Annotated in this window: 19 protein-coding genes; 17 read left to right on the top strand and 2 right to left on the bottom strand. The window is 48.6% G+C overall.

Annotated features, from left to right (window positions below):
• Window positions 1-62 precede the first annotated feature (62 nt).
• Window positions 63-1,241, top strand: a complete 1,179-nt coding sequence (locus AC4PM4_RS18090) for a DUF4272 domain-containing protein (protein ID WP_090808543.1) — start codon at window positions 63-65, stop codon at window positions 1,239-1,241.
• A 112-nt stretch (window positions 1,242-1,353) separates the two neighbouring features.
• On the opposite strand, the gene AC4PM4_RS18095 is transcribed toward AC4PM4_RS18090, so the two are convergent.
• Complete coding sequence (locus AC4PM4_RS18095; protein WP_231952619.1) at window positions 1,354-2,394, bottom strand: LacI family DNA-binding transcriptional regulator; 1,041 nt, start codon at window positions 2,392-2,394, stop codon at window positions 1,354-1,356.
• A gap of 521 nt (window positions 2,395-2,915) precedes the next feature.
• Here AC4PM4_RS18095 and AC4PM4_RS18100 point away from each other — a divergent pair.
• The 10 genes from AC4PM4_RS18100 to AC4PM4_RS18145 all read left to right on the top strand — a co-directional run bounded on the left by AC4PM4_RS18100 (window position 2,916) and on the right by AC4PM4_RS18145 (window position 16,861).
• Window positions 2,916-4,292 carry an ABC transporter substrate-binding protein gene (locus AC4PM4_RS18100; RefSeq protein WP_240321348.1) on the top strand — a complete coding sequence of 459 codons (1,377 nt, stop codon included), beginning with the start codon at window positions 2,916-2,918 and terminating at the stop codon, window positions 4,290-4,292.
• A gap of 116 nt (window positions 4,293-4,408) precedes the next feature.
• Window positions 4,409-7,336 carry an extracellular solute-binding protein gene (locus AC4PM4_RS18105; RefSeq protein WP_491614214.1) on the top strand — a complete coding sequence of 976 codons (2,928 nt, stop codon included), beginning with the start codon at window positions 4,409-4,411 and terminating at the stop codon, window positions 7,334-7,336.
• Window positions 7,337-7,411: 75 nt separating this feature from the next.
• A complete protein-coding gene (locus tag AC4PM4_RS18110) occupies window positions 7,412-8,323 on the top strand; it encodes a carbohydrate ABC transporter permease (protein ID WP_064641001.1) in 912 nt (303 codons plus the stop codon).
• Between the two features lie 2 nt (window positions 8,324-8,325).
• Window positions 8,326-9,189, top strand: a complete 864-nt coding sequence (locus AC4PM4_RS18115; RefSeq protein WP_064639582.1) for a carbohydrate ABC transporter permease — start codon at window positions 8,326-8,328, stop codon at window positions 9,187-9,189.
• Window positions 9,190-9,200: 11 nt separating this feature from the next.
• A complete protein-coding gene (locus tag AC4PM4_RS18120) occupies window positions 9,201-10,667 on the top strand; it encodes an NHL repeat-containing protein (RefSeq protein ID WP_491614215.1) in 1,467 nt (488 codons plus the stop codon).
• Window positions 10,648-11,268: a Yip1 family protein gene (locus AC4PM4_RS18125; protein ID WP_491614216.1), complete on the top strand. Its 621-nt coding sequence runs from the start codon at window positions 10,648-10,650 to the stop codon at window positions 11,266-11,268. The genes AC4PM4_RS18120 and AC4PM4_RS18125 overlap by 20 nt, the downstream gene beginning before the upstream one ends.
• 14 nt (window positions 11,269-11,282) lie before the next feature.
• Window positions 11,283-13,868, top strand: a complete 2,586-nt coding sequence (locus AC4PM4_RS18130; protein ID WP_491614217.1) for a DUF5696 domain-containing protein — start codon at window positions 11,283-11,285, stop codon at window positions 13,866-13,868.
• Window positions 13,865-14,764, top strand: a complete 900-nt coding sequence (locus AC4PM4_RS18135) for a carbohydrate ABC transporter permease (protein ID WP_090954384.1) — start codon at window positions 13,865-13,867, stop codon at window positions 14,762-14,764. The genes AC4PM4_RS18130 and AC4PM4_RS18135 overlap by 4 nt, the downstream gene beginning before the upstream one ends.
• 32 nt (window positions 14,765-14,796) lie before the next feature.
• Complete coding sequence (locus AC4PM4_RS18140) at window positions 14,797-15,807, top strand: carbohydrate ABC transporter permease (RefSeq protein ID WP_079696486.1); 1,011 nt, start codon at window positions 14,797-14,799, stop codon at window positions 15,805-15,807.
• 91 nt (window positions 15,808-15,898) lie between these two features.
• Window positions 15,899-16,861, top strand: coding sequence for a glycosyl hydrolase (locus AC4PM4_RS18145; protein WP_491614218.1), 963 nt, complete (start codon window positions 15,899-15,901; stop codon window positions 16,859-16,861).
• 117 nt (window positions 16,862-16,978) lie between these two features.
• Here the strand turns inward: AC4PM4_RS18145 and AC4PM4_RS18150 are convergent, their stop codons facing one another.
• Entirely contained in the window at window positions 16,979-17,296 is a 318-nt protein-coding gene (locus AC4PM4_RS18150; protein ID WP_491614219.1) for a SunI/YnzG family protein, read from the bottom strand.
• A 247-nt stretch (window positions 17,297-17,543) separates the two neighbouring features.
• Between AC4PM4_RS18150 and AC4PM4_RS18155 the strand changes: the two genes are divergently transcribed.
• From AC4PM4_RS18155 to AC4PM4_RS18180, 6 genes are all read left to right on the top strand, one after another.
• On the top strand, window positions 17,544-17,879 hold the full coding sequence (locus AC4PM4_RS18155) for a hypothetical protein (RefSeq protein WP_488731355.1): 336 nt from the start codon (window positions 17,544-17,546) through the stop codon (window positions 17,877-17,879).
• A 272-nt stretch (window positions 17,880-18,151) separates the two neighbouring features.
• Window positions 18,152-19,729, top strand: coding sequence for an extracellular solute-binding protein (locus AC4PM4_RS18160; RefSeq protein ID WP_256337961.1), 1,578 nt, complete (start codon window positions 18,152-18,154; stop codon window positions 19,727-19,729).
• 45 nt (window positions 19,730-19,774) lie between these two features.
• Entirely contained in the window at window positions 19,775-20,722 is a 948-nt protein-coding gene (locus AC4PM4_RS18165; RefSeq protein WP_274570503.1) for an ABC transporter permease, read from the top strand.
• A gap of 52 nt (window positions 20,723-20,774) precedes the next feature.
• Complete coding sequence (locus AC4PM4_RS18170; RefSeq protein ID WP_491614220.1) at window positions 20,775-21,647, top strand: carbohydrate ABC transporter permease; 873 nt, start codon at window positions 20,775-20,777, stop codon at window positions 21,645-21,647.
• A 72-nt stretch (window positions 21,648-21,719) separates the two neighbouring features.
• Window positions 21,720-24,134 (top strand): helix-turn-helix domain-containing protein, encoded by a 2,415-nt coding sequence (locus tag AC4PM4_RS18175; protein WP_491614221.1) that lies wholly within the window; start codon window positions 21,720-21,722, stop codon window positions 24,132-24,134.
• Window positions 24,135-24,164: 30 nt separating this feature from the next.
• Complete coding sequence (locus tag AC4PM4_RS18180; RefSeq protein WP_488731358.1) at window positions 24,165-25,682, top strand: sulfatase family protein; 1,518 nt, start codon at window positions 24,165-24,167, stop codon at window positions 25,680-25,682.
• Window positions 25,683-25,858 lie beyond the last annotated feature (176 nt).

The raw sequence follows: 25,858 nt of genomic DNA on the forward strand, positions 1-25,858 counted from the left end.
ATCGGAGTGCCAGTGTAAATATTTATTAGTTGAACTTATATAGAAAGAAGAAGGTGAACCTCATGAGAAATTGTGCGATATACAGCTCGCAGTTTGACCTGGATCAGTTGTTTGAAATGATACAATCCATATACCCTCAGGATACAATTGAGCGTAAGGAAGACAAAACCCATATTCAAGTTACACGCAAGAAGTTATTTAGTAAGAAGACAAAGGGCTTCAATATCATGACGAGCCAGACCTACCCTGAAGAATTTACTGCAATGATTCAGGGGATGCTGGGATTTCTAAGTCAGATTGAGGGAAAGAATGCTGCGCTGCAGGAAAAGGTACTTATTAAATGCTCTACACTGAATATGGTTGTTGGGATCGAGACAGAAGAAGACATTTCCGAAGAATTCTTTAATGAATTATTGCATCTGGCCGATGCCCTGGATGCAGTCATCTTCTGGGGAGGTGGCTCCTTGCTGAATGCGCAAGGTCAGCTGCTGTTGGATGTCAACGGAGAATCCGAAGTAGAGGATTACAAAGTGACAGCGCACACCAGTTTTCTGGATGATGCCAGACCCCCATCGGAATCTGCAATGCAGCGTAAAGAGCGCTCCGAGCAGCTTCTAACGGAGCAAGGAATCCCATTCAATGTTCATTTACCTGCAAGAGCGGAGGATGAGCATACAACGATCCGCAGTGTAGAACAAGTCGCAGATCGCGCGGTAGCCCTCTGTATTGCAGCTCTCAAGGGTGAATGCCTGGGGGCGGGGGAGAGCGCAGAAGATACAGCAGCGCTGGTCCAGGAAGTGATCGACAAGTATGATGCAGCTTCATTCTTTTCACCTGTGGAGAGAAGATTTGTGGAGCAGCATGGGGCAGAGCATCAGGAGGTTATCTCCTTTTCATGGGGATATGAGGCTTATCATGTGATGTTATGGGCGCTTGGCTACGTCAAGGAACTTGGAGCTCCGGTAAATCTTTGTAACGTAGGACAAGATGTAGGGTATTTGCAGCAATGTGACGATGTTGAAGCCTTTGTAGCCGGGGCACAGCTTCGCTCTAAAAGTGAGATTTTGGATGCAGCGGATCTAATCTACCGGTACAACTGGGTGTGTGTAGACAGTCGTGTGAAGGAGCAAACACCTCCCGGGGGTCTGAATGGCGGAGTGGCCTACGAACGTCACCGTGCGCTCAATTGGCTGATCTGTTATCTGGATCAAGATTGGGATGATGTCCGGACAGATACGTAGAATGGACTTTTAACATCAACTATTTTTTATTTGACATTCAAATTCAAATACCCCCAAGCCAGCCGAACACTGGATATGGGGGTGTTTTGCTGTCTATGGTTACCTTGCCGTTTTATCCGCTATGTCTTCCGTACTGTTCCCGAATCATCACATCAGCAAGAATCAGCTTTTTCTCCACACTGCTCTCCGGGTTGACAATTCGCCATAACATCTGGTCAACCGCACGCGCACCAAGCAATTCCTTGTTCACATTAACTGTGGCGAGTACAGGGATATTATCATACACATTATCGAAACCGGTGACTACGCACTGGTCGGGTACACTAATCCCAATACTTTCCAGAGCCTCGATGGTGTATAGCGCATAGAAGTCATTGGCACAGACAAAAACCTCAGGCAAATTCCCCTCATGAATGACCGAAGTGAACGTCTTGCGAAAATCATCCACATCCGGGCTGCTTAGTTCGGGGATCTGATTCATTTCCAATCCATGCCCCATTAATACCGAAGTATAGGCGACCCATCGTTCATAGAAGCTGTGCGCATCACTGGTATTTCCAACAAACTGAAACCGTTTGAATCCCTTGCGCAGCAAATAGAGCATAATGTCACGCATGGAAGCAAAGTTGTCTGTGAAAATACTGTCACTGTGAAAGACGGGGTCCAGATGATCCACCATGACGACGGGAATGCCCAGACGCTTAATTTCAAGCAGAATGGGTGTGGAGATAGAACCAACCGTAATAATGCCCCGAATGGCATCCGGATTCAGCAACGTGAACAGTTGATCCGCAGAAGGCTCTGTCAGAGTAAGAATATTGATGCCTTTCTGGTTCAGTCTGGAGGATATCCCGTTAAAGACAGGCCCCCAATATACGGATTCCTGATTCTGATAACGAACATTAGGAAACAAAATCAAAATGGTGCCACTCCACCGCGTGTTCTGCGGGTCCTGAAGTTCATTGCTGCTATACATATCACCAGACAACATGCTGTTATCTTTGAAATATCCAAGTTTGCCAGCGGCCTTAAGAATAACGTCCCGTGTCTGCTCACTAACACCTGATTTTCCGGACAGTGCTCGTGAGACCGCAAATTTCGACAGACCTGTAAAATGTGCAATTTCCTGAATTGTTACCTTCGTCTTCATCATACCATCCTTACACTCGTAGTTCTGCCGTATTCCTTACATTGTGCAATAAAGCTGTTTCTAGTATATCATGATGTATTTCTCTTAATCTAATAACGGCTGTAGAAGTGAAAATGTTAGTGTTCCATACATGTACCGACGAAAATAGACCTTGGCGAATGGACGTGTTGCAGGAGAAAAAGGCGAATTTTGAATGGGTTATTATCTTTTTGTTATTTTATAAAATAACAAAATAATCAAAAATGATTTTCGTTTTGGATATGGAAGTACTCAGAATGGTATTCGGATAATATGCTATATCATAAGGTATTAAAGCGATATAACAGCATTTTATCAGAATAATTAGAAAATGTTAACAATAAAAATGTTGACGCTTACATTATGCTATGTTAAATTTTGTTTGTCAAAACCAAACGGTAAAATAACAAATGGTGGTGGTCGTCGAATTTCATTAGGGTAAATGAAAGTCAGGGAGTTATGCCGGACCATGATTTGTATACACATTCGGGGAGGTTGTTAAAATCGTGACTAGAAAATGGAACGTTTTGCCGCTCATGTTATTGGTCGTAATGCTTTTTGTATCCGCTTGCAGTGGTGGGGGGACGGCTCAGCCGGCTGATGATGCACCAGCGAATTCGGGCAATAGCACTGGAACCGTCGAGACAGACAAAGAAGGCGGAACAGAAGAAGTGGCCGTAGATGTACCTGATTTGGGTGGACGTGTCATCAAGGTTGCGGCCTGGTGGGATCTAAAGCCAGCGGGGGAGACCGCATCGGATAAGGCTAGACTGGATAAAATCGCTGAAGTCGAGAAGAAATACAACGTGAAAATTGAGTTTGTAAACGTGCCATTCGAAGAATACATGAACAAATTTACCACGACAGCGCTGGCTGGCGAACCGTTCGCAGACATCGTTCAGATGGAGTACAAATCCGCATTACCCGCCATCCTCAAAGGGCAACTGCTTCCGATCTCCGAATTCACCACAGCTGAGAATAACATCAACCAAGAGGCAAACCTGATCACGAAATTCCCTGCCATCGCAGGCAACTACTACGCATTTGAATCTCCAACCAGCATCGGTCTGGGACTTCACTATAACCGTGACTTATTCAAGAAGTTGTCGCTGCCTGATCCTCAGGAGCTATACAACAAAGGCGAATGGAATTGGGATAAATTCATGGAACTGGCGAAACAGGCGACCAAAGATACGGATAACGACGGAAAAATTGACGTATACGGGTTCTCTGGCTGGGCCATCGACGTACTTCGTCACTTTACTGCAGCCAATGGCGGCACGATCGTAGACGACGAACATTCAAAAGAAGGATTATCCGATCCGAAAACGATTGAAGCTGCCGAATTCGTCAAACGCCTGTATAACGTCGAGAATGTTGTGAAAGTCAAAACAGGCGACAAAACGAACTGGGAGGAAAGCAACACATTCAAGGATGGAGATGTGGCTTTGTTCACTGCTGCGGAATGGCAGTTGGGCGATATCACCTTTGCTGCTGGAGTCGTACCAATTCCGAACGGTCCTCAGGGTAACAAGGATGTAACATACGCCAACAACGCTGCCTCAGCAAAATTCATTCCCAAAGGTGTGGAAGATCCTAAAATGGTATACCAAATCTATGAAGAAACCTTCGACATTCCGCAGATTGAAGAGTACCCAGGTCAGGATTACCTGGAAAGCCGTTATACCGACGAGAAGGACATCGCTATGATTCGCGAGCATATCGCGGGAACGGGCCGCATCCTGCTGGATGACGCCTACGCGGGTTATCCAATCGGTGACTATGTAAACGACATTATCAAAAACAATGCTTCCGTTACAGCAACAGCTGAGAAGTATAAAGCACAGGCACAAGCGGCAGTCGATAAACTTGGCAAACAGTAATACCAGCATGATTCAGACAGGGGTGCCTCGTGTCCGGGCTCACGCACGGGTACCTCTTTTCCTGTATCACCATTTAAGCATTGCTGGCATCAGCCTTGATGAGGAGGGCTCGTAGGATGGCTGGAATTCTACAACGAAAGAAATGGATCCTGCCCATAGTCATTGCAGCAGCGGCAGTCTGCATTATACTTTTGCTTACTTCCGGTGCAGGTGTAAAGAGTGCAGTTGTGCCTTCTGGCAGTTTGCCTGCCATTAAGGTGGATGCCATCTTGCAGCAGACGAGGCAGAAGAACGGATATGAACAATATCTGTCCCAAGCAGGCGAGGCCTCACGTCCGAATGTGGATATGACCATCGAAGCAGGAGACTACATACGGGCAGAGGGTGAAGAGGTACGCAAGCTGAATAATTATGAGGGCAGGCCGGGTGTATCGCTTCATACTGGGGAGACAGGCGAGATCGACTGGGTAGTTGAAGTACCGGAAACCGGGCTGTACAACCTCTCTGCTGTCTATTTTCCCGTAGAAGGCAAGAGTTCGGCCATTGAGCGTGCATTGTACATTGACGGTGAACTTCCGTTTGCGGAAGCCGCCTATTTGCAGTTTGACCGGGTATGGGGCAATGAGAAACAAGCTGTTGAACAGGATAATCAGGGCAATGATCTTCGTCCAAAACAAGTGGAGAAGCCCCGCTGGATGGAGGAAACATTTCAGGACTCGGACGGGTATGAACAGGCTCCATTCAAATTCTATCTGGAAAAAGGGAAGCACACGTTAACGCTGAAATCCTCTCGCGAACCCATGGTAATTCGATCCATACGACTATTCAACGAGAAGCCAGCCGTTGCTTATGCGGAAACCGCGGGGGCCAAGCAGATGGGTCCTTCCGGTCAGCCTAAGGATGTGCTCATCCGAATTGAAGGGGAAGCGGCTGTTGCCAAATCTTCACCTACGTTATATCCAACCAGTGAAAGATCAAGTTCAGCCGTATCTCCGTACAGTGCTTCCCAAGTGCGTATTAATACGATTGGTGGCTTTAACTGGCGTCTGCCAGGACAGTGGATCGAATGGGAAGTGGATGTGCCGGAGAGTGGACTTTATCATATTGGTTTTACCGCTCAGCAAAATTTTGTCAAAGGCATCTATTCCACACGCAAGCTGACCATCGATGGCAAGATTCCGTTTGCGGAGATGACGAAAGCCCCGTTCCGTTACCAAAGCGACTATCGCATTGATGTGCTGGGCGGTGAGGATGCTTACAAGTTCCAGTTGGATAAAGGCAAACATGTCATTCGGCTGGAGAACAGCCTGGGCGACTTCGCACCACTTATTCGCAATGTGGAGGACAGCCTGTACAACCTGAACTCCATGTACCGGAGAATCCTAATGATTACAGGCACCAAGCCGGATGAATTCCGGGATTATCGGGTGGAGAAGCAGATCCCAAATCTGCTGGAGGTGTTTAGCGGAGAAAGCAAACGTCTGAAGGAAGTTGCAAGGCAACTTCGTCTTCTGTCAGGCCAGTCCAGCGATCAGGAAGCGTTGATCAAAACGATGGCCCAACAGCTGGATGAGATGATCGATAAGCCGGATACCATTCCAAGAAGACTTGCCGCTTACAAAACGAACACAGGCGGACTGGGGACATGGGTGCAGCAGGCTCGCGAGCAACCGCTTGAGATTGATGCTCTCTATGTAGCTTCATTAGACAGCAGCATTCCCGGAACGGGTACGGGTCCACTGGCGAAGCTTGGTCATGAAGCGAAGACATTCTATCACTCGTTCTTCATTGATTATAACCAGATCGGGAACGTAGCCACATCAGAGGATCAGCGCACGGTGACGGTCTGGATCGGCAGTGGCCGTGATCAGGCGAACACGATGAAAGCGATGATTGATGAGACATTCACACCGGAGAGCGGCATCAACGTCAATTTGAAGCTGGTCAACATGGGTACGCTGTTGCCAGCCACCTTGTCGGGTGAAGGACCTGATGTAGCGATGCAGATCGGCAATGATCTGCCGGTGAACTTTGCGATGCGGAACTCGGCGGTGGATCTCACCCAGTTCAGTGACTATACCACGGTAGAACAGGAGTTTAGAGACAGTGCCATCGTACCGTACGCCTATGATTCAGGCGTGTACGCCCTGCCGGAGACACAGACCTTTAATATGTTGTTTTATCGAAAAGATGTGCTTGCAGAGCTGGGGCTTGAAGTTCCTCAAACGTGGGATGATGTCGAGAGCCTGCTGGCGATTCTGAGTAAAAATCATATGGAATTTGGCATGCCGGTGGTGGCCCAAGCCAACATTCAGGGGGTCAATATCCCGCCTAACTCGCAGTATGCCACAATGCTGCTGCAGAACGGAGGCTCCTTCTATCGGAATGACGGCAAGGAATCGGATCTGGACTCGCGCATCGGTATTGAGACCTTTAAGAAGTGGACAGAGTTTTATACCGATTACAAGCTGGAGCGGGAGTATGACTTTGCCAACCGTTTCCGGACCGGACAGATGCCGATTGGTCTGACGGATTACACGATGTATAACCAGTTGTCTGTATTTGCACCGGAGATCCGTGGATTATGGGGATTTGTTCCGGTTCCGGGGACTGTGCAGCCGGATGGAACATTGAATCGGGACGTTCCGGGTGGCGGCAGCGCGGTCATGATGCTGGAGAGCGCCAAGGACCAAGAGGCCGCGTGGGAGTTCATGAAATGGTGGACCAGTATAACGGTTCAGGCTGAGTTTGGCCGCGAGATGGAAGGGCTGATGGGTGCGGCTGCGCGTTATCCGACAGCCAACATCAAGGCACTCGATTCACTTCCGTGGCCTGCTGAGGATTATGCGAATCTGAAAGCACAATTCGAGACGGTAAAGGGCATTCCCGAGGTGCCTGGCGGTTATTTTACCGGACGCCATCTGTTCAATGCATTTTACAAGACGGTTGTTGGCCAAGTGGAAGCCAGGGAATCCATCATGGATTACACCCAGTATATTCAGGACGAGATTCGAGTCAAGCGTAATGAATTTGGTCTTCCGTAAGTAGAGGGAGGGTTAACAGTGTCACAAATATCACTCCGAGACGGACAAAACAGTCCTCCTGAGAAAACACCAGGCATGGGCATGAAATCATGGTGGTCCTGGAAGCTCAAGGAAATGAAGGCCAGCAAACATTCCTATGTACTGCTAGCTCCTTATATGATCCTATTCATCATGTTCACTGTGATTCCGGTGGTCATCTCCATCATACTCAGCTTCACTTATTTCAACATGTTGGAGTTTCCGCGTTTTATTGGCTGGCAGAACTATACCCGGCTGTTTCTGGAGGATGACGTATTTCTGATTGCTATCAAAAATACGTTGCTGTTTGCCATTATTACCGGACCCATCAGCTATATTGCCTGTTTCGTATTTGCGTGGATCATTAATGAATTAACACCCAAATGGAGAGCGTTCATGACGCTGATTTTCTATGCGCCATCCATATCGGGGAACGTCTATTTTATCTGGCTGATGATTTTCTCGGGGGATCGCTACGGTATAGCAAATGGACTGCTGATCAAATGGGGATTTCTGCTGGAGCCAATCCAGTGGTTGAAAACGGAAGCCTACATTATGCCAATCCTCATTCTGGTGCAATTGTGGCTAAGTCTTGGCACAGGCTTTCTGGCGTTTATCGCCGGTTTGCAGACCGTAGACCGGACGTTATATGAAGCAGGTGCGGTAGATGGAATCAAAAATCGCTGGCAGGAACTCTGGTATATTACCCTGCCTTCGATGCGCCCGCAATTGATGTTCGGTGCGGTCATTCAACTTACGACCTCATTCGCGGTGGCGGATGTGTCCATTGCGCTGGCGGGGTTCCCAAGTGTGAACTATGCGGCGGAGACGGTGGTGACCCATTTGATCGACTTTGGTACAACGCGGTTTGAGATGGGATACGCCTCGGCGATTGCAACCGTGCTGTTCATGATTATGGTGGGCACCAACCTGCTGGTACAGAAACTGCTTCGAAGGGTGGGAGAATAGCTATGGCTGCAATTGCGACAGGCAAAAAGAGGGTCAACCGCTCTTTATCAGGAAGCATCTCCCTGTTTGCCCTTCTGCTCGTATTTGGTGCTTTCATGGTGCTGCCGCTGATCTATGCGATCAATAATGCGTTCAAACCGCTGGATGAGATTTTTACTTTTCCACCCACACTATTTGTCAAAAATCCAACGTTCAGCAACTTTACGGATCTGCTGAATCTGCTGAGTGACTCGTGGGTTCCGTTCTCACGATATATATTCAACACGGTATTTATTACGGGCATTGGCATCGTGGGCCATGTACTGCTCGCTTCGGCAGCGGCGTACCCACTCGCCAAGCACAAATTTCCGGGCAAAGTGTTCATGTTCCAGGTTGTTGTGCTTTCCCTGATGTTCACACCTGCCGTGACGGCCATTCCCAACTATATGATCATGTCATGGCTGGGTTGGATTGATACGTATTGGGCCGTCATTATTCCGGCATTTGCCTATTCATTGGGTCTGTATCTGATGAAGCAGTTCATGGAGCAGATCCCGGATGCGTTGCTGGAAGCAGCCAAAATTGACGGTGCCAGTGAATACCGGATTTTCTGGTCCATTGTCATGCCCAATGTAAAGCCAGCCTGGCTCACATTGATCATTTTGCTGTTCCAGATGCTGTGGGGCAGTGATGGCAATGGGTACATCTACAGTGAACAGCTCAAGACCTTGCACTATGCGGCGGGTCAGATCATTCAGGGCGGGATATCCCGGGCCGGGGCAGGTGCTGCGGTAGCACTTATTTTGATGAGTGTGCCCATTACGCTATTCATTTTCTCCCAGAGCCGCATCATTGAGACGATGGCGAGTTCGGGCATGAAGGAATAAGGGGGAACGATATGGCACGCACAGTGAAAAGATGGCTTGTTCTCCTGGCGGCAGTATCGCTGCTGCTGGTGAATGCCGTGCCTGCGGCGGCCTCCCCGGCGCCGTATGAGAGTTATAACTACAACTACTGGAAAGAGGCCGTTCCTTCACCGGATGCCTATCTGCCCAAGCAAACCATCTCGGGCAGCGACCTGGGCATTGGCGAATTCAAAGACCCCGGTGATGTAAACGTTTCTCCCTCCGGGCAGATTTATATTTTGGACAGTGGCAACAGCCGAATTGTTGTCCTGGACGCGGATTATAAGCTGCTGCGGGTGATCGAAGGATTTATGATGGACGGCAGCAAGGAGAGTTTTAATACGCCAGGTGGATTATTCGTGGATGAAGAGGATCGAGTATACATCGCTGATACGGGGAACAGCCGTGTAGTTGTCCTGGATGCGGAAGGTCAGCTGGTCCATACGATTACGAAGCCGGAGTCCGATATCCTCGCGACCAATTTTCAGTTCCAACCGCTGAAATTGACTGTGGACCGGGTAGGCCGCGTGTATGTGGTGGCTCAGGGTGTTTACGAAGGAATTATGCAGTTTGACGAGCGCGGCCAGTTCATTGGATACGTTGGTACGAACAAGGTGGAACGCGACTACGGCGAATACATTTGGCGGATGCTCTCAACCAAAGCCCAGCGGGCAAAGATGGTTTTGTTTGTACCGACCGAGTTTTCCAATGTCGATATCGACTCCAAAGGGTTCGTATATGCGACCAATATCGACCCGGGTTCCAGCGAACCGATTAAACGTCTCAATCCATCCGGCGAGGATGTGCTGAAGAGGTTTGGTTATTTTGAAGTCAAAGGAGATATCAGATTCCGCAATAACCCGGGTCCGTCCAAACTGATTGATGTGAAGGTACTGGGCAACGGTATGTACAGTGTGCTGGATGCGACGCAGAACCGGGTGTTTACTTACGATGATGAAGGTCATCTGCTCTACGTATATGGAGGCAAAGGAAATCAGGTGGGAACGCTCAAAACACCAGTCGCCATGGAACAATCCGGGGATCATCAATTGGTACTGGATCGGGGGAAAAGCAATCTGGTTATCTATGAGCCAACACGGTTTGGAGCCAGCGTGAATGAGGCGGTTGCCCTTCATTATCAGGGTGAGGATACGGAGGCTGTTCATATTTGGAAAGAAGTGCTGAAGTTGAACGCCAACTATGATATCGCCTATATCGGTATCGGAAAATCCTTGCTGATGGAGAAGAAAAACGAGGAAGCTCTGGGTTATTTCGAACTGGGTATGGATCGCAAAAGTTATTCTGTCGCGTTCAAAAGATATCGGCGAGAGATGATGAAGGAACATTTCGGCACCTTTCTGACGCTTGCCATCGCACTGATTTTCATTCTGATCCTGGTCCGAGTGGCGGTTAAATGGAGACGGAGGAGGCAGATTGACCGTGAAGCAGGATTACATTAAGTTTCCGCTGCATCTCATTTTTCACCCCATTGATGCATTCTGGGATATCAAGTCGGATCAGCGGGGCAGGTTGACCGTTGCTTTTGGAGCACTGGCGCTTACCATTATCATGATGATTTTGCAAAAACAATACGCGGGGTTTCTTGTGAATTACATCGATCCTCGCACAATCAACAGCATAGGGGAGATCGCAACGGTTGCAGTACCGTTCTTTCTTTGGTGCATAGCCAATTGGGCTGTAACCACCCTGATGGAAGGTGAAGGGAAGTTCAAGGAGATTTTTCTGGCAACAGGATACTCACTTATTCCGATCATTTTGATCTATGTCCCGATGATTATCATCAGCCGGTTTATGGTACAGGAAGAGACGGCGTTTTATTATTTGTTTAATAGCATCGCGTTCTTCTGGTTCGTGCTGCTGCTCTTCATTGGCACGATGACGGTACACCAGTACACCGTGATCAAAACGATCCTGACGATGCTGCTGACGTTAATTGTCATGGGCATAATCGTGTTCCTCGGAGCATTGGTGTTCAGCATGTTGCAGCAGTTATATGAATTCGGTTACAACATCTACCGCGAGTTGATTTTTCGGACCTAAAGGAGGCGGCATCCGTGAACAAAAGGCAACGAATATATACGGTGCTGGCCAGTGGTGCTGCTGTGATCCTGCTTACAGCCGGACTGCTGTATATCAATAACAGGGGAGTACCTGCCGTGGAAGCAACGGCTTATCTTGAAGTAACAACAGAGGCTATGCCAACTGAGACCGAATCATTGCAATTCCTCACCGATTCTTCAGAGGGTGTGCTGGGTATGCAACTGGTCGCCGAAGACCGGGGGCTGGCGTTGTATTACAACGAGGAGACGACGGAAATTGCCGTTCGTGATGGAGCGAGTGGACAGATCTGGTACAGCAATCCGAACGAACGTAATCAGGATGGCCTGGCTTCCGCTTATGAAAAGGAAGTGTTGTCCTCCCAGCTGAACGTGTCATTTCGGGATGCGATCGGTACACTGGAGAACTTTCCGAACTTTAGCTCCAGCATCAGCAACAAACAGTTCGCAGCTGCCAATGTGGATCAGGGCATTCGTGTTACATACACGCTTGGGGATACCTCGCTAGGCATTGATGCTCTGCCCAAACTGATAAGCAAACAGCGTCTGGAGGAGAAGGTACTTTCGAAACTGGATGCCACAGTCGCAAGATATACATCTGCCCGCTACTATCCAACCAAGAACAATCCGGATGTGCTGGAACGGTTGGATGGACAGATATCAAAGCAGCTTGTACTGAACAAGATGCTGGATGCCTTTGAGACGGCGGGTTACACCGCTGACGATCTTGCTTTTGACAATGAGGAGAATGGAGTCGAAGGCGGGGGCACATCGGATAAACCAAGCTTCGTCATTCCGGTGGAATATCGGCTGGATCAAGGTTCGCTGGTTGTAACCGTGCCGCTAAGTCAGGTGAAAGAGAGCGGTCAATACCGTATTCGTAATATCGATCTGCTCGCTTATTTTGGTGCCGCCGATACGAAAGGTGAAGGTTATATGTTTGTACCTGACGGATCAGGTAGTCTGATCCATCTGAATAACGGAAAGGTCAAAGAGGAGCAGTACGTACAGCGTGTGTATGGTGCAGATCCGAATGACAATTCACTCAGTCGCCCGCAGGTTAGTGAATCTGTCCATATGCCTGTCTTTGGTTTGAAGAACGGTGAACATGCCTGGTTTGCCGTGATTGAAAAAGGGGATGGCATGGCCAGTATCTCTGCGGACATTGGAGGCAGGCAAAATAGCTATAACCACGTCTACGGCACGTTCTCCCTGCGGGGTGAGGATGAGTTGGAGATGTATACCTCGCAAAAGATGCAGGAGATTCAGCTACTAAGCGAGGAACCATTCCGCGGGGATATTCAGGTGCGATACCATTTCCTTAATGGTAAGGATGCCAGCTATTCCGGGATGGCCCGTTTGTATCAGCAGCAATTGGTTGGGCAGAACGTAATGAAACCGCTGGAGGACGATTCAGCCTTGCCTTTTTACGTGGATGTGTTAGGTGCAGTGGACAAAAAAGCTTCATTCCTGGGTGTACCTTATCGGACCACATTGGCTATGACGACATATGAACAAGCGGCTGAAATGGCTGCGAAGCTGCAGCAGGAAGGTGTGAACCGCGTGCAGATGCGGTATCAGGGATGGTTTGGCGGAGGTTTCAGCCACCATACACCGACACAGGTCAAGCTGGACAGTGAAGTGGGCAGTCGTTCCGAGTTGCATGATCTGTCTGAACAACTGAAGCAGTCCGGTGGAGCGTTATTCCCTGATGTGGCGTTCCAGCGTATTTACCACGACGATTGGAACTTTGCCCCATCCTCCGATGCAGCGCGATTTGTCACCAAGGAGACGGCTGAACTGTATCCATACAGTCCTGCCCTCAACCGGATGGATCAGAGCAAAGACAGTTATTATCTGTTGTCGGCCGCCAAGCTGCCGTATGTGGTGAGCGAGTTTGCCGGGAAAATCAACAAATTGGAACTCAGCGCATTATCGCTGCGTGATCTCGGGCAGGTATTGAGCTCGGATTATCGGGATAGTCGTGTCATCCACCGGGAGACCGCGAAGAACATCGTGAAGGAGCAGCTGGGCAAGCTGCAGCAGGAATATCCAAACATGATGTTATCATCCGCTAATGCGTATGCGTGGGGATATACGCAGCATATTGTTAATGCTCCCTCAGGCTCCAGCCGGTTCAACATTACCGATGAGGAAGTTCCTTTTTATGAGATGGTCATTCATGGATATATGGACTACGCTGCTTCCGCAATGAATACGTCAGGGGATCAGGATCTGCGCAAACAGCTGCTCCGCAGTCTGGAGCTGGGATCAGCTCCGCAGTTTCAATGGACGTATGAACCATCGTCCAAGCTGAAGCTGACCAGTTATGATTCGGCTTATGCCACTGACTTTGCCTATTGGGTAGATGACGCAGCAGCCTTATACAAGGAAGCGAATGAGGTATTAGGTCATTTGCGGAACCAGCCAATAACCGAGCATGAACGAGTTCAGGATGGCGTGGTGCGTGTCACATATAGTGGCGATGCAACGATTTTGGTGAATTATACGGCTGATCCGGTAACGATTGATGGAATTACCGTTGGCGGGGCGGACTATGCAGTGGAAGGAGTGAACCGATGAGAACCCTTCGTTTATCCTTGAAATCACGGAGAGCGCTGCTTGGCCTTGCGTTTATTTCGCCCTGGTTGATTGGTTTCATCTTCTTGTTCGCTACGCCGCTGCTGCAATCGATCCGGTTCAGTTTCAGCAATCTGTCGGTTGCCCCAGGAGGCTATGTACTGGATTTTGTCGGTTTGAAAAATTTCAAAGATGCCATCCTGGTCGATGCAACATTTAACCGGATCTTGGTGGATTCGGTCGGAGCGATGCTGCTGAATGTGCCGATGATTCTATTCTTCAGTTTATTTACGGCGACACTGCTTAACCAGAAATTCAAGGGCAGAACGATGGCACGTGCGATCTTCTTCCTGCCGGTCATTCTGGCCTCCAGTGCTGTGGCGGCGGCCGAGTCCGCAGGTCTGATCAATCTGATGGGAGACATCAGTGCAGTGGATACGTCGGCGGAGGGGGGAGCTTCGTTCAACGTCGTTTCAATCGTGCGAATGCTGAATGATGTGGGGCTGCCAATGGCATATGTCGATTACATCGTTGAAGCCATCATGCGCATTTACGATATTGTCAGCAGCTCTGGCGTACAGATTCTGATCTTCCTCGCTGCGCTGCAATCGGTACCCGGCTCGATGTATGAAGTGGCCAAAATTGAAGGTGCAACGGCCTATGAATCCTTCTGGAAAATTACGTTTCCAATGGTGAGTCCATTGATCCTGACGAATGTCATCTATACGATTATTGATTCCTTTGCAGGTAGCCCGGTGACGGAGGCCATCTACCAGACGGCATTTAAAACCCAGAACTTCGGCCTGAGCTCAGCCATGTCCTGGCTGTATACGCTGGTCATCGGTCTGGTATTGGTTGTTGTGGGATGGGTACTGTCACGACGGGTTCATTACAACTGAAAGCTAACGAACGTTGAAGGAGGCATGAGACTATGGCTGTGTCGGGAACGGATCGCATGGTGGTGGTTCCGAAAGAGAACTACCGCATGCAGAGGGTACGAAACAAGACATCGGACCTCCTGTATTCCATCTTCAGATATGCATTGATTATTGGTATTTCATTTATTATTTTGTATCCATTGTTTCTTAAAATCTCGGTTGCGTTCAAAGATAAACAGGATATCTATAATCCGACCATCTATATGATTCCCCAGCATTTTACGCTGGATAATATCAAGCTTGCGGCGCAGGTGATGGATTATTTACCTTTGCTGGCGAATACGTTGTTGTTCGTCACGATTACAACGCTGCTCACAGCGATATCCTGTGCGTTAGCCGGGTACGGCTTCGCCCGCTTTTCTTTTCCCGGCAGCAATGTGCTGTTTGTATTAGTCATCCTCACTATTTTAGTACCGACAAGCACCCTGATGGTGCCGATGTATCTGCATTTCCGCAACTTTGATTTTCTCGGCATGATTCGGCTGTTCACGGGGCGAGAAGGGATCAACCTGCTGAATACATACTGGCCGTCGATGATTACTGCGGCTACGGCTGGTGGGCTGAAGGCGGGGCTGTTCATTTATATTTTTCGCCAGTTCTTCAAGGGCATGCCCAAGGAAATTGAAGAAGCTGCGTTGATTGATGGAGCAGGCGGATTTCGGACATTTGCTCGAATTATGCTGCCGAACGCCATTTCACCGCTGATCACAGTCATTCTGTTCTCGTTTGTCTGGCAGTACAACGATACGTTCTATTCCGCGCTATTCATGAGTGAAAGCCCGCTTATCTCGCTGAAGGTGGCTTCATTGCCTGCCCAGGCGAACCAGTTAATTCCCCAATTGATGGGTTTTGGCTCGAACTCGGGCATGAAGGCAGACCCCAATTATGTTGCCATGATCGTGGATACAGGAATTCTGCTGGCGATTGCACCACTCATTATTTTGTATTTATTTGTACAGCGCTATTTCGTGGAAAGTATTGAACGTTCAGGTGTAGTTGGTTAACCGGGCTTGGCGTAGTCGTGTAGGATGCGTAATTCGGGTGTTTTTGATATTTGGGTCTCTATGTATCCTACCTTGGAATGGGGGATTATCAATGACGGAACAAAAGATAAGCGGTTATTTGGTGAATAAAGATGCGACTTCCGAGGCTAGAGAACTGATGAAGTACTTGGCGGAGCGTTATGGAAAAGGGGTACTGTCCGGCCAGCAGGATTACGGCAATCTGAACTGGATTAATGAGAATACAGGCCGCAAGCCGGCGGTAATTGGATTCGATCTCATGGATTATTCTCCATCAAGGACAGAACGCGGCGCGATCTCTCAGGAGATTCGGGATGCGATTGCATGGCATCTGCAAGGCGGAATTGTGACATTGTGTTGGCACTGGAATGCACCTACTCATCTGATAGATGAACCAGGCAAAGAATGGTGGCGCGGTTTCTATATGGATGCCACCACCTACGATCTCGATTCAGCATTGGCTCATCCTGAATCGCAAGAGTATACCTTATTGATCCGGGATATCGATGCCATTGCAGTACATCTGCAAGAACTCAAGGAGGCTGGGGTGCCTGTGTTATTCCGGCCGCTTCATGAAGCGGAAGGAGGCTGGTTCTGGTGGGGAGCCCAAGGACCTGAACCTGCCAAAAAGTTATACCGCCTAATGTATGATCAATTGGTCAACACGTATGAGCTGGGTAATCTGATCTGGGTGTGGAACTCGGAAAAGCCGGATTGGTATCCGGGTGACGATGTGGTGGACATTGTGAGTGTGGATGTGTATCCAGAAGCAGGCGATCACAGCCCATTAGCTAAGCGTTATGAAAATCTGCGTGAATTAGTGAATGACAGCAAAATCATTGCTTTAGCCGAGAATGGCTCCATTCCTGATCCAAAGCAGATGAAAGAGCAAGGTGTACATTGGAGCTGGTTCTGTACCTGGACAGGGGAATTCCTAAAGGGTGGCAATCATAATACCGTGGCGTATTTGAAGGAAGTATATAATAGTGAAGAAGTCATTACGCTGGATCAATTACCGAAGTGGAGTTGGAGATAGGGGTATTATCTGAACTTCTACCGACGTGAAAAAAAAGGGGGCTGTTCCATAAGTCATGAACATGACGGTGGACGCCTCTTGTTCGCGTTAATTTGGCCTGCCTTGAGAATCGGACCTTTAAGGTGCGCTAGATTCGTTAGCAAGTTGCAAGTTTGACGCATTCCGCTCACCTGAATTATTGGATAGCATGGCACTGATTTTTGGATACAATGCCTCATTGGAAGTAAACAAGATGTAGGATTGATTGGTTGTACGGATCAGGATTGTTTCGGAAGCGCCATACGCTGCGCCGATTCGAATGGCTGAAGGCTCACTTCCACCATATGTATCATCAAGGGTAACTGCTTTAATATCTGAGATGGGAATTTCTATTTTGGAAAGCTGCCAACGGATGATGAGTTTATTCTCTACTTGCTGTACTTTAATGCCTAACATACACACAACCTCCCTTTAAGCCTGTTGAAGATAAAATGTCTTTTTATTAGTTTATCACTTATTGGATGGAGAGGTGCTGAATCATTCTGGAGTAGCGAAGCAGCGATCCGAAGATGGTACTGTAATTGAAATGGCATAGTGCACCAGAGGGAATGGTTTACTACAGTTATTTCCATACATGTTGGCATGATGTACACTATGACTAACGAAACGGGAGACGAAGAGATGTACATGGAGGTGGTACCGTATGACAGACTTGAAAGCGTATCATTATTTTGAAAAAAGTGTTGGACCATTCCGCAATCTCTCCAGTCTGTCCGAGCAGGATGCAGAAGCTGTTGCGCAGCATATCTGGCAGGAAGGCCGGAATTTTGCCAGTCAGCGATCAGCAGATTACATGATGATTCGCAGAGAACTTGAGCGGAAAGCGTACGAGCAGTTTATCACCAAAGGTGGGAAACCGAGCAACCATTATCCTCATTACTTGACCCTGGGTGCATGCGCGTGGTTGGAATCATGGTATACCGAACCGGAGATCTTATGGGAGGATCTGCCTGCCTCAGGAATGGAATCAACAGGGTGATCTCGGACCGGAGCGTTATATCGAAGTACAGGTGTGGAACGAGAGAATTATCAGGCCATATCGCTGAGACAAAAGGGTTTAGAGGCTATTTATGCCGATTTTAACAGGTGCAAAAAAGTGCAATTGCAGGAAATACGGGTGTTCGATATAGTGAGTGAAAGCTTTGACCAGTGCCGAAGATCATTCTTCATTGGCCTGTAGAAGCCCCTTTTTTTAGGTATTAATCCGATTAATACGATAGGTTTAAGATACTAAGGAGGATGGGAAAGCTCATGCAAAAAGTGGGGAAACGAAACACCCGTAGTTTAACCTGGATCATATCCATTGTGTTGGTTTTATCTGTTGTACTCAGTGCATGCGGAAATAAAGAAGAAGGCCAGGCGAACGGAAGCAATGGTAATGCGGATGATCCATTGGAAGTCAGTATCATGACGATTACGCCAAGTGCGGTTCCTGCAGCGGATGATAATGTCATCAAGCGTGCGATCGAAAAGGCGACGAATTCCAAAATGAACATCCAGTGGGTTTCCAACAATATTTATGGTGACAAGCTGAATCTGACACTCGCTTCAGGGGATATCCCGGATTTGATCATGATTAATGACCCGTTCGGAAGCACGTTTACCAAGATGGTCAAACAAGGGGCTTTCTGGGATGTCACGCCTTATATCAAGGATTATCCCAATCTGAGCAACGGTATTCCCGACATTGCCTGGGAAACAACCAAGGCAGCGGATGGCAACAATTATGGTATTCCCCGCCCCCGCCCGGTAACCGGAGACTCCTTTTTCATCATCCGCAAGGATTGGCTCGACAAATTGAATTTGCAGGTGCCGGAGACCACGGATGAGCTGTTCGAAGTGATGAAGGCTTTTGTGGAGCAGGACCCGGATGGGAATGGAGCCAAAGATACGACGGCACTTGCCGCTTATATCAGTCCGGATGATCTTGGCTGGGGAGGCAATCTTGGTCCTGTACTGGGTGCCATTGAAAGTTCATTTATTGGAACCAACAGCAGTTGGAAATGGGATGAATCGCAAGGGAAGCTGATCTACAGGGAGTTGCTGCCTGAGGTTAGAGAATCCCTTCAATATCTGACCAAAGCCTACAGCAGCGGCATGATGCCGGAAGATCTGCTTTCGCTCAAGCTGACACAGGCAAGGGAATTGTTCAAGCGTAATCAGGCGGGCATTATTGTGGACAAGACAGGAACGATGCGCAAAATCTATGCTGATGATTTGAAGAAGGTTGATCCTTCTTTCAAATATACGGACTTTTACCCTCTGACCAATCTGAATGGATACAACCCAAAAGGGGCTGGATACAACGGTATTCTGGCGATCCCAGCGAGTGTGCCGGAAGAGAAGATGAAACGTATTCTGAAGTTGCTGGACACCTGGATGAACCCCGAAGTATTTGAAATTCAGCAGTTCGGGATTGAAGGCACACATTATGAAGTGGTGGATGGCAAAAAGGTAACGAATACCGAGAAATTGACGGCGGATAACGCCTCGGATTTCAATCATATCGTCAACGTTATTGACCTGCCTTGGGATACGACAGGCGAAACGGATGAAGAAACACAGGCGAATGAACTGTTCAAGAAAGTGGAGGCCGAACGGGACAAAACCAGTGTAGCCGATCTATCTGCAGGCCTTCAATCGGAGACCGGGCAGAAGGTTCTGCCTGAACTCAACAAGAAGATTCAGGACCTGAAAGCGAAGATTATATTGGGCCGAGAGCCGATTGAAGCTTGGGATACCTTTGTGGAATCGCTGCGTAATGACCCGAATGTTCAAGCGATGAGTGATGAGATGATAGAGGCGTATAAGAAAAGAAACGGACAGTGAGTCTGAGGGAAGGAGCTGCAAACCATGAGCATCCATGAGCAACGAATGAACACGGTCAAGGGGAAGCAGACTTCAGCCAGAAGCAAATGGTTAAACTTGCTGTCCGCGCTCCGGCGTGACCAGTCGTTATACTTGCTGGCCTTGCCAGGTATCCTGTTCTTTCTTGTTTTCAAATATATCCCGATGTGGGGCATCATCATTGCTTTTCAGGATTATTCCCCTTTTCGTGGCATTCAGGGCAGTGAGTGGGTCGGGCTGCAGCACTTTACTGAACTCTTTGCCAATCCGGATTTTGCTTTGCTGTTCCGAAACACACTGGCGATTAGTCTGTTGAATCTGATTCTGTTCTTTCCTTTTCCGATTCTGATTTCTTTGGGACTTAACGAACTGCGAAGTGTGGCGTACAAGAGACTAATTCAAACGATTATCTACATGCCACACTTTCTGTCATGGGTAATTATTGCCGGGTTAACGCTGCTGCTATTCGCCAAAGGAACGGGACTGATTAACGAACTGTTCACCTTATGGGGCTGGCCGCGAGTGGATATATTGACGAACCCGGACAGCTTCTGGGTGATGGTGACTTTGCAAGCGATGTGGAAGGAAGCAGGATGGGGAACGATTGTGTTTCTGGCCGCCATGGCGAGTGTGGACACCCAACTATATGAGGCGGCACGAATGGATGGGGCAGGGCGGCTGCGTCAGATCTGGCACATTACACTGCCTGCCATCCGTAGTGTCATCATCGTGCTCCTGATTTTAAGACTGGGAGACATCATGGAGGTTGGATTTGAGCAAATTTTCCTTATGTACAACGGTGCTGTATCCGAAGTGGCTGAAGTATTCGACACCTATGTATACCGTACAGGGATCGAGCAGGGAGATTTTAGCTATAGTACGGCGGTTGGACTGTTCAAATCGGTGATTGGACTGGTGCTGGTTGTGGTTGCAAACCGCGTGGTAAAACGCATGGGCCAGGAAGGTGTTTACTAGTTTCGATACCCGTATTCGGATCAGACATTGTTTCAGGGGAAGGAGGTTTCGCATGCATCGTTTGAAATGGAGTGAGAGAGTTGGGCAATCCCTGAACGCTGTTGTTCTTGGATTGTTGGCCGTGGTCATGTTCTTCCCGCTGTATTATGTTTTTGTCGTTTCGTTCACCGATCCAGGAGAGTATTTGCAAAAGAAAATCGTACTCTTCCCGGAACACTGGTCTGTCGAAGCGTATACGTATTTGTTATCCACGCCTGCCTTTGCACGCTCGCTGGGAAACAGTGCATTTCTGGCAACCGTGGGCACGATGTGCAGCCTGGCTGTATCGTCTTCTCTGGCTTATGCGCTATCCCAGAAGCGGTTTCAATTCAGAAAGATTCTGATGTTTCTGATTGTACTGACCATCTTGTTCAGTCCGGGCATCATTCCGAATTACTTGCTGGTACGGGAGCTGGGGCTGATCAATAATATTTGGGCATTAATCCTGCCTGCGCTCGCCAATGGCTGGACGGTGTTACTAATGAAAAATTTCTTCGACAGCCTGCCGGCAGAGATCAGCGAAGCGGCGTCCATTGACGGCTGTAGTGCCATCCGAACCTGGTACACGATTGTACTGCCACTGTCCATGCCGGCATTGGCTGCTTTCGGTTTGTTTTTCGCCGTAGGCTACTGGAATCAATTCTTTGCGGCGTTGTTGTACCTGAACGATTCAGCCAAATGGCCTATTCAAGTATTGCTGCAAAACATGCTGCTGAATGCTTCCAATATAGATCTGGTTGCACCTGGACAGCAGATGGAGACACCGCCGACAGAGATGTTGAAGATGGCCGCGATCATTGTAGCCATTTTGCCTGTGCTGATTGTGTACCCTTTTATCCAAAAACACTTTGCCAAAGGAGCCTTGATCGGCTCGGTTAAAGGATAAATCTGTGTTCAGGATTCAGGCTGTAATTCGGCTGATATTCGGCTTATATTCCCGGGAAGGAGGCACAGACAGATGTTATTCAAGTGCACAGCAGACAACTTGCCCAAAGGGCGCTATTTCAGACGCAGTCTGATGATGATTCTGTTTATCGCCTGCATTCCGGGTGTGATCACAGGTGTGTTGTTGTACGGCTGGGTCACCGTCAAAATGGAGAACATTTTGCAGCAATCCCATCTGCGACAATTCGAGCAGCGGACTGCATGGGTTAGCGAACAATTGGATGCGCTTGAATTGACCTTTTCCCAGTGGGCGTTCGATCCGGTCTTTGATAACCGCCTGAAAGAGCTTGATTTTGTATACAAATATAAGCAGGTACATGAACTGTATCGTTTGCTGCTCATGATTCAGAATTCCAATACACTTATCGGCAAAGTTCAGCTGTATCTGGATGAACCCCGAGTCGTGAAGATGGATTCGGAACGATATGATTTTATAAGTGACCCCAGTGAGATCACAAAGATGGAACGGTTGACCGAACAGCCGCAGGCGACGTATTGGTCCCGCTCCTTGGAGGGCAGTTCCATGATGATGGTGAATCGACTTCCGGGTGGAAATGATGATGCGCTTGGTGCGTTGACCGTCACCCTAGATAACCAACAGCTGGGAAGCATGCTGCAGACCTTATCCCCGTATAACGGCGGAACAACCTTTTTGCTGGATGAACAGGGGAAGCCCATGCTGCCACAGGACAAAGAGCTGGGTGGATTACAGCAAGCCGTTCGGGAACGTGTGTTAAATTTTGAAACCAATCCGTCTTCCTTCCTGATGGAGTATGGCGACATAACCTATTCCGTTCAATCAGGAACCTTCCGCAGACTGGGTACGAATTGGACTTATATCTCCGCGGCTCCCCTCAATGAAATTGTCGCTCCAATCGTGTCAGTACCCCGTATCGTGCTGCTTGTGAATGGAGCGGGATTGTTGCTGGCACTAATCCTGTCCTGGGTCGGTTCACTCCAACTCTATAAACCTTTTACCAAATTGTTGCGGATCTTTACCGTGACCGAGGCAGCGATAGAAGCTAAAAAACCGGAAATGTCTTCGTTATCCAAAGGTTTCTCATCAGCATCAATCCGCTCGAATGGACCTGTACATCTGGATGAAATCAAGCATATCGAACAGCGCTGGATCGGGATAAATCGGGAACGGGAATCGTTACAACAGCGCTTGGAAGAACATCTGCCGCTTGCCCGGGAAAGCCTGTTAATCCAGCTAACCCTTGGTCATCTCTTGTTGCCATCAGACCGTGAATGGCGGGAACGACTGTCCCAGCTCGGATGGGACCTAAGGGATGAACAGTTCGTTATTATGCTTGCCCATATTCGTCCTGAAGTTATTCTTCTTCATGGGAGTGAACATCATGGGCGTGAATCCCAAGAGTGGATCAGTTTTGCCGTAACAGACATAGTGGGCAGACAATTGCAGGAGCTTCCTTATCGGGCTGAGACACTCAATTATCATGATATGTCCATTGCCTTGCTGCTTGCAGTTCCTCCGAAGATCCAGCCGGATACGGCTGAGTTCAGAAATGAACTGATGCGTATGGGCCAACAGTGGATGGACAGTGTACATTCGGAATTGAATATCAGGTTGACGGTGGTCCTTAGCAAACTCACATCGGACGCCTCGCACATTCCACAGCTGATTAGAGAATCACGATCCGTATTGAGGAAAAGGCAGCTCTCTTCCAACCTATCAATCATGGATATGAATGAGGAGGCGGAGCAGGATGTGAAGCAAAGAGGAGCTTATCCACTCGAATTGGAGCAGGACATCATTTCAGCATTGCGCAGTGGGGATGAGGAATTAGCTCTGGAGCATTTTGGGCGATTTATAGACACATACGAAGGGTCTGAATCGCCAGAGGAGCACATTCGTCAGGCGTTATTCCAATTGCTGGCGCGGATACAGCATGCCCTGCTGCAATTAGGTGAAAATCCGGTTGAACTGTTCGGCTTGGCAATGTATGAGGAAGTGGTGCATTTGCATGATCTGGATGAATTGTTTCAGTGGTTCAGGGAACGAATCGTGCATGTATGTGTAGAGGAATTCACAGGCAGGGAAGAGAAGCAGATACAGATGGCCGTTCATCAGATGAAGGAGCACGCCGAGTGGCAATATGCTGAAGCGTTATCGCTGGATGAACTGGCAGACCTTCACGGGATTCATGCCTACACGTTAAGCCGGGCCTTCAAGCAGACATTTGGACAGAATTTTGTGGATTATTTAACCGAAATCAGATTGAATCGGGCTAAAGAGCTGCTCGAATCAACAGACGTCAAGATCAACGAAATTGCGGAGCAGGTCGGTTATCAGGCGAGTTATTTTAATCGTTTGTTCAAGAAAAGCGAGGGCACGACGCCGAGTCGGTACCGGGAAGACATTCGCAAGCAAACCGGGCATTCGCGTGGTAACCGTTCCGTATAATTTTCTGCCGAAAGGAGTGTGGGATCTAACGTGTCACATCATAAGCCCAATATTATTTTTCTTATGACGGATCAGCAGCGATGGGACTGCATTGGAACGTTTAATGAACATATTCATACGCCGAATCTGGATAAGCTTGCAGCCGAGGGAATCGCTTTCCAGGATGCGGTCTGCCAATCCCCGATGTGTGCACCCAGCCGAAGCTCCATGATGATGGGATACTATCCCTCACAGCTGGGGGTTCGAACGAATTATGGTGGTTTGTTTGAGGAAGACAAGCTGCCTTCTGAGCCGCTGCCGGAGTTGATGCATCGCGCAGGGTATCAGACGGCTGGCTTTGGGAAAACGCATTGGAACCATAGCGAGGGTGTAGACAAGCCATCCACACGTGGGTTTGAAGTGAGATCGATCGGTCTCTCCCGCCAGAGCGGCCATTATGAGCAGGGGGCAACGATGATGGGGGACACCCATCCCGAAGCGCTGGAGGCGTATCATCAGGAGACGAAGGATTTTGGCGGCGGGGAGGAAAATGTCAACGGTTATACCGGGTTCACTAGCCGAATTCCGATGAACCAGCATCGGGATGGATGGGTAGCCGAACAGGCACTGCAATTTTTGGAAGACGGAGTAGACACGGAGAGGCCACTGTTTTTTTATTTGTCCTTTCTCAAGCCGCATGCCGGGTTCAACGTACCCCAAGAATTTGAAGACCTCTACCGACTGGAGGATATCCCGGACATTCCGCAGCCACCTTGGGAAGACGAATTGAATACCCATCTGGCAGCCTCGGATGATCTGAATGTGAACAGTCGTCAGTCGTATCTGGACAAGAAGGCCGTATGGGAGCAGCGCAGTTCGGAGGAGAGAAGAAGAACCACATTGAGGTACTGGGCGAATTGCTCCTGGCTGGATCACTATTTTGGGTTGGCATTGAATAAGCTGGGGCAGCTCGGAAGGCTGGAGAATGCGCTGATTGTATTTGTATCGGATCATGGAGAGATGTTGGGGGAAAGGCAATACCGCTTCACCAAATACAATCTGTATGACAGCAGCGTTAGAGTTCCGCTCATTTTGTCCGGTACATACATCCCGGAACAGAAGCGAGGAACGAGGGATCAGAAACCCGCCGAATTGGTCGATCTTGTCCCCACATTAACGCAAGCAGCAGGATTAGAGGCCAACCCGATGCTACCGGGTGTGAACTTATTGGGTGAACTCCGGCATCGCGGAACGTTCTGTGAATTTCATGGTAAAGGTGTAACAGCGCCCCATTCGGCCCCGGCTTATATGTGGCGTACAACGGAGTGGAAGCTCATTCTGTACCTCGAAGGCTCTGTTGCGGAATCGGCCTCCAGGGTGCATGAAACAAAAGGTGAATTATATCACCTGACCGTTGACCCCCATGAATGGACGAATCTATATGATGAAGAGCAGCATGCTGCAATCCGGGAACAGTTAAAGACTGAACTGTTAATGCATCTGGCCGTCAGCTGGGCCAAGGGACCCTTCTTCTATGATCGTGGTGGCACCAAGCCGCTGGAGACATAAGGAGAGTAACATTGAGTTGTTTATGTAAATGTGTGAAGGACCAAGTGTATCCGTTGACCGGGCAACCGGAGGCAAAGCGAAGATTGCTCCCACGATTAGACGATTAAACGATGTCGGCTAAAGGGGCGCGGATCATCTGCTTTGCTTTTTTTATGACCGGATAAGGCAGGGGAACT

The organism is Paenibacillus sp. MDV22-iso6, from assembly GCF_058408365.1.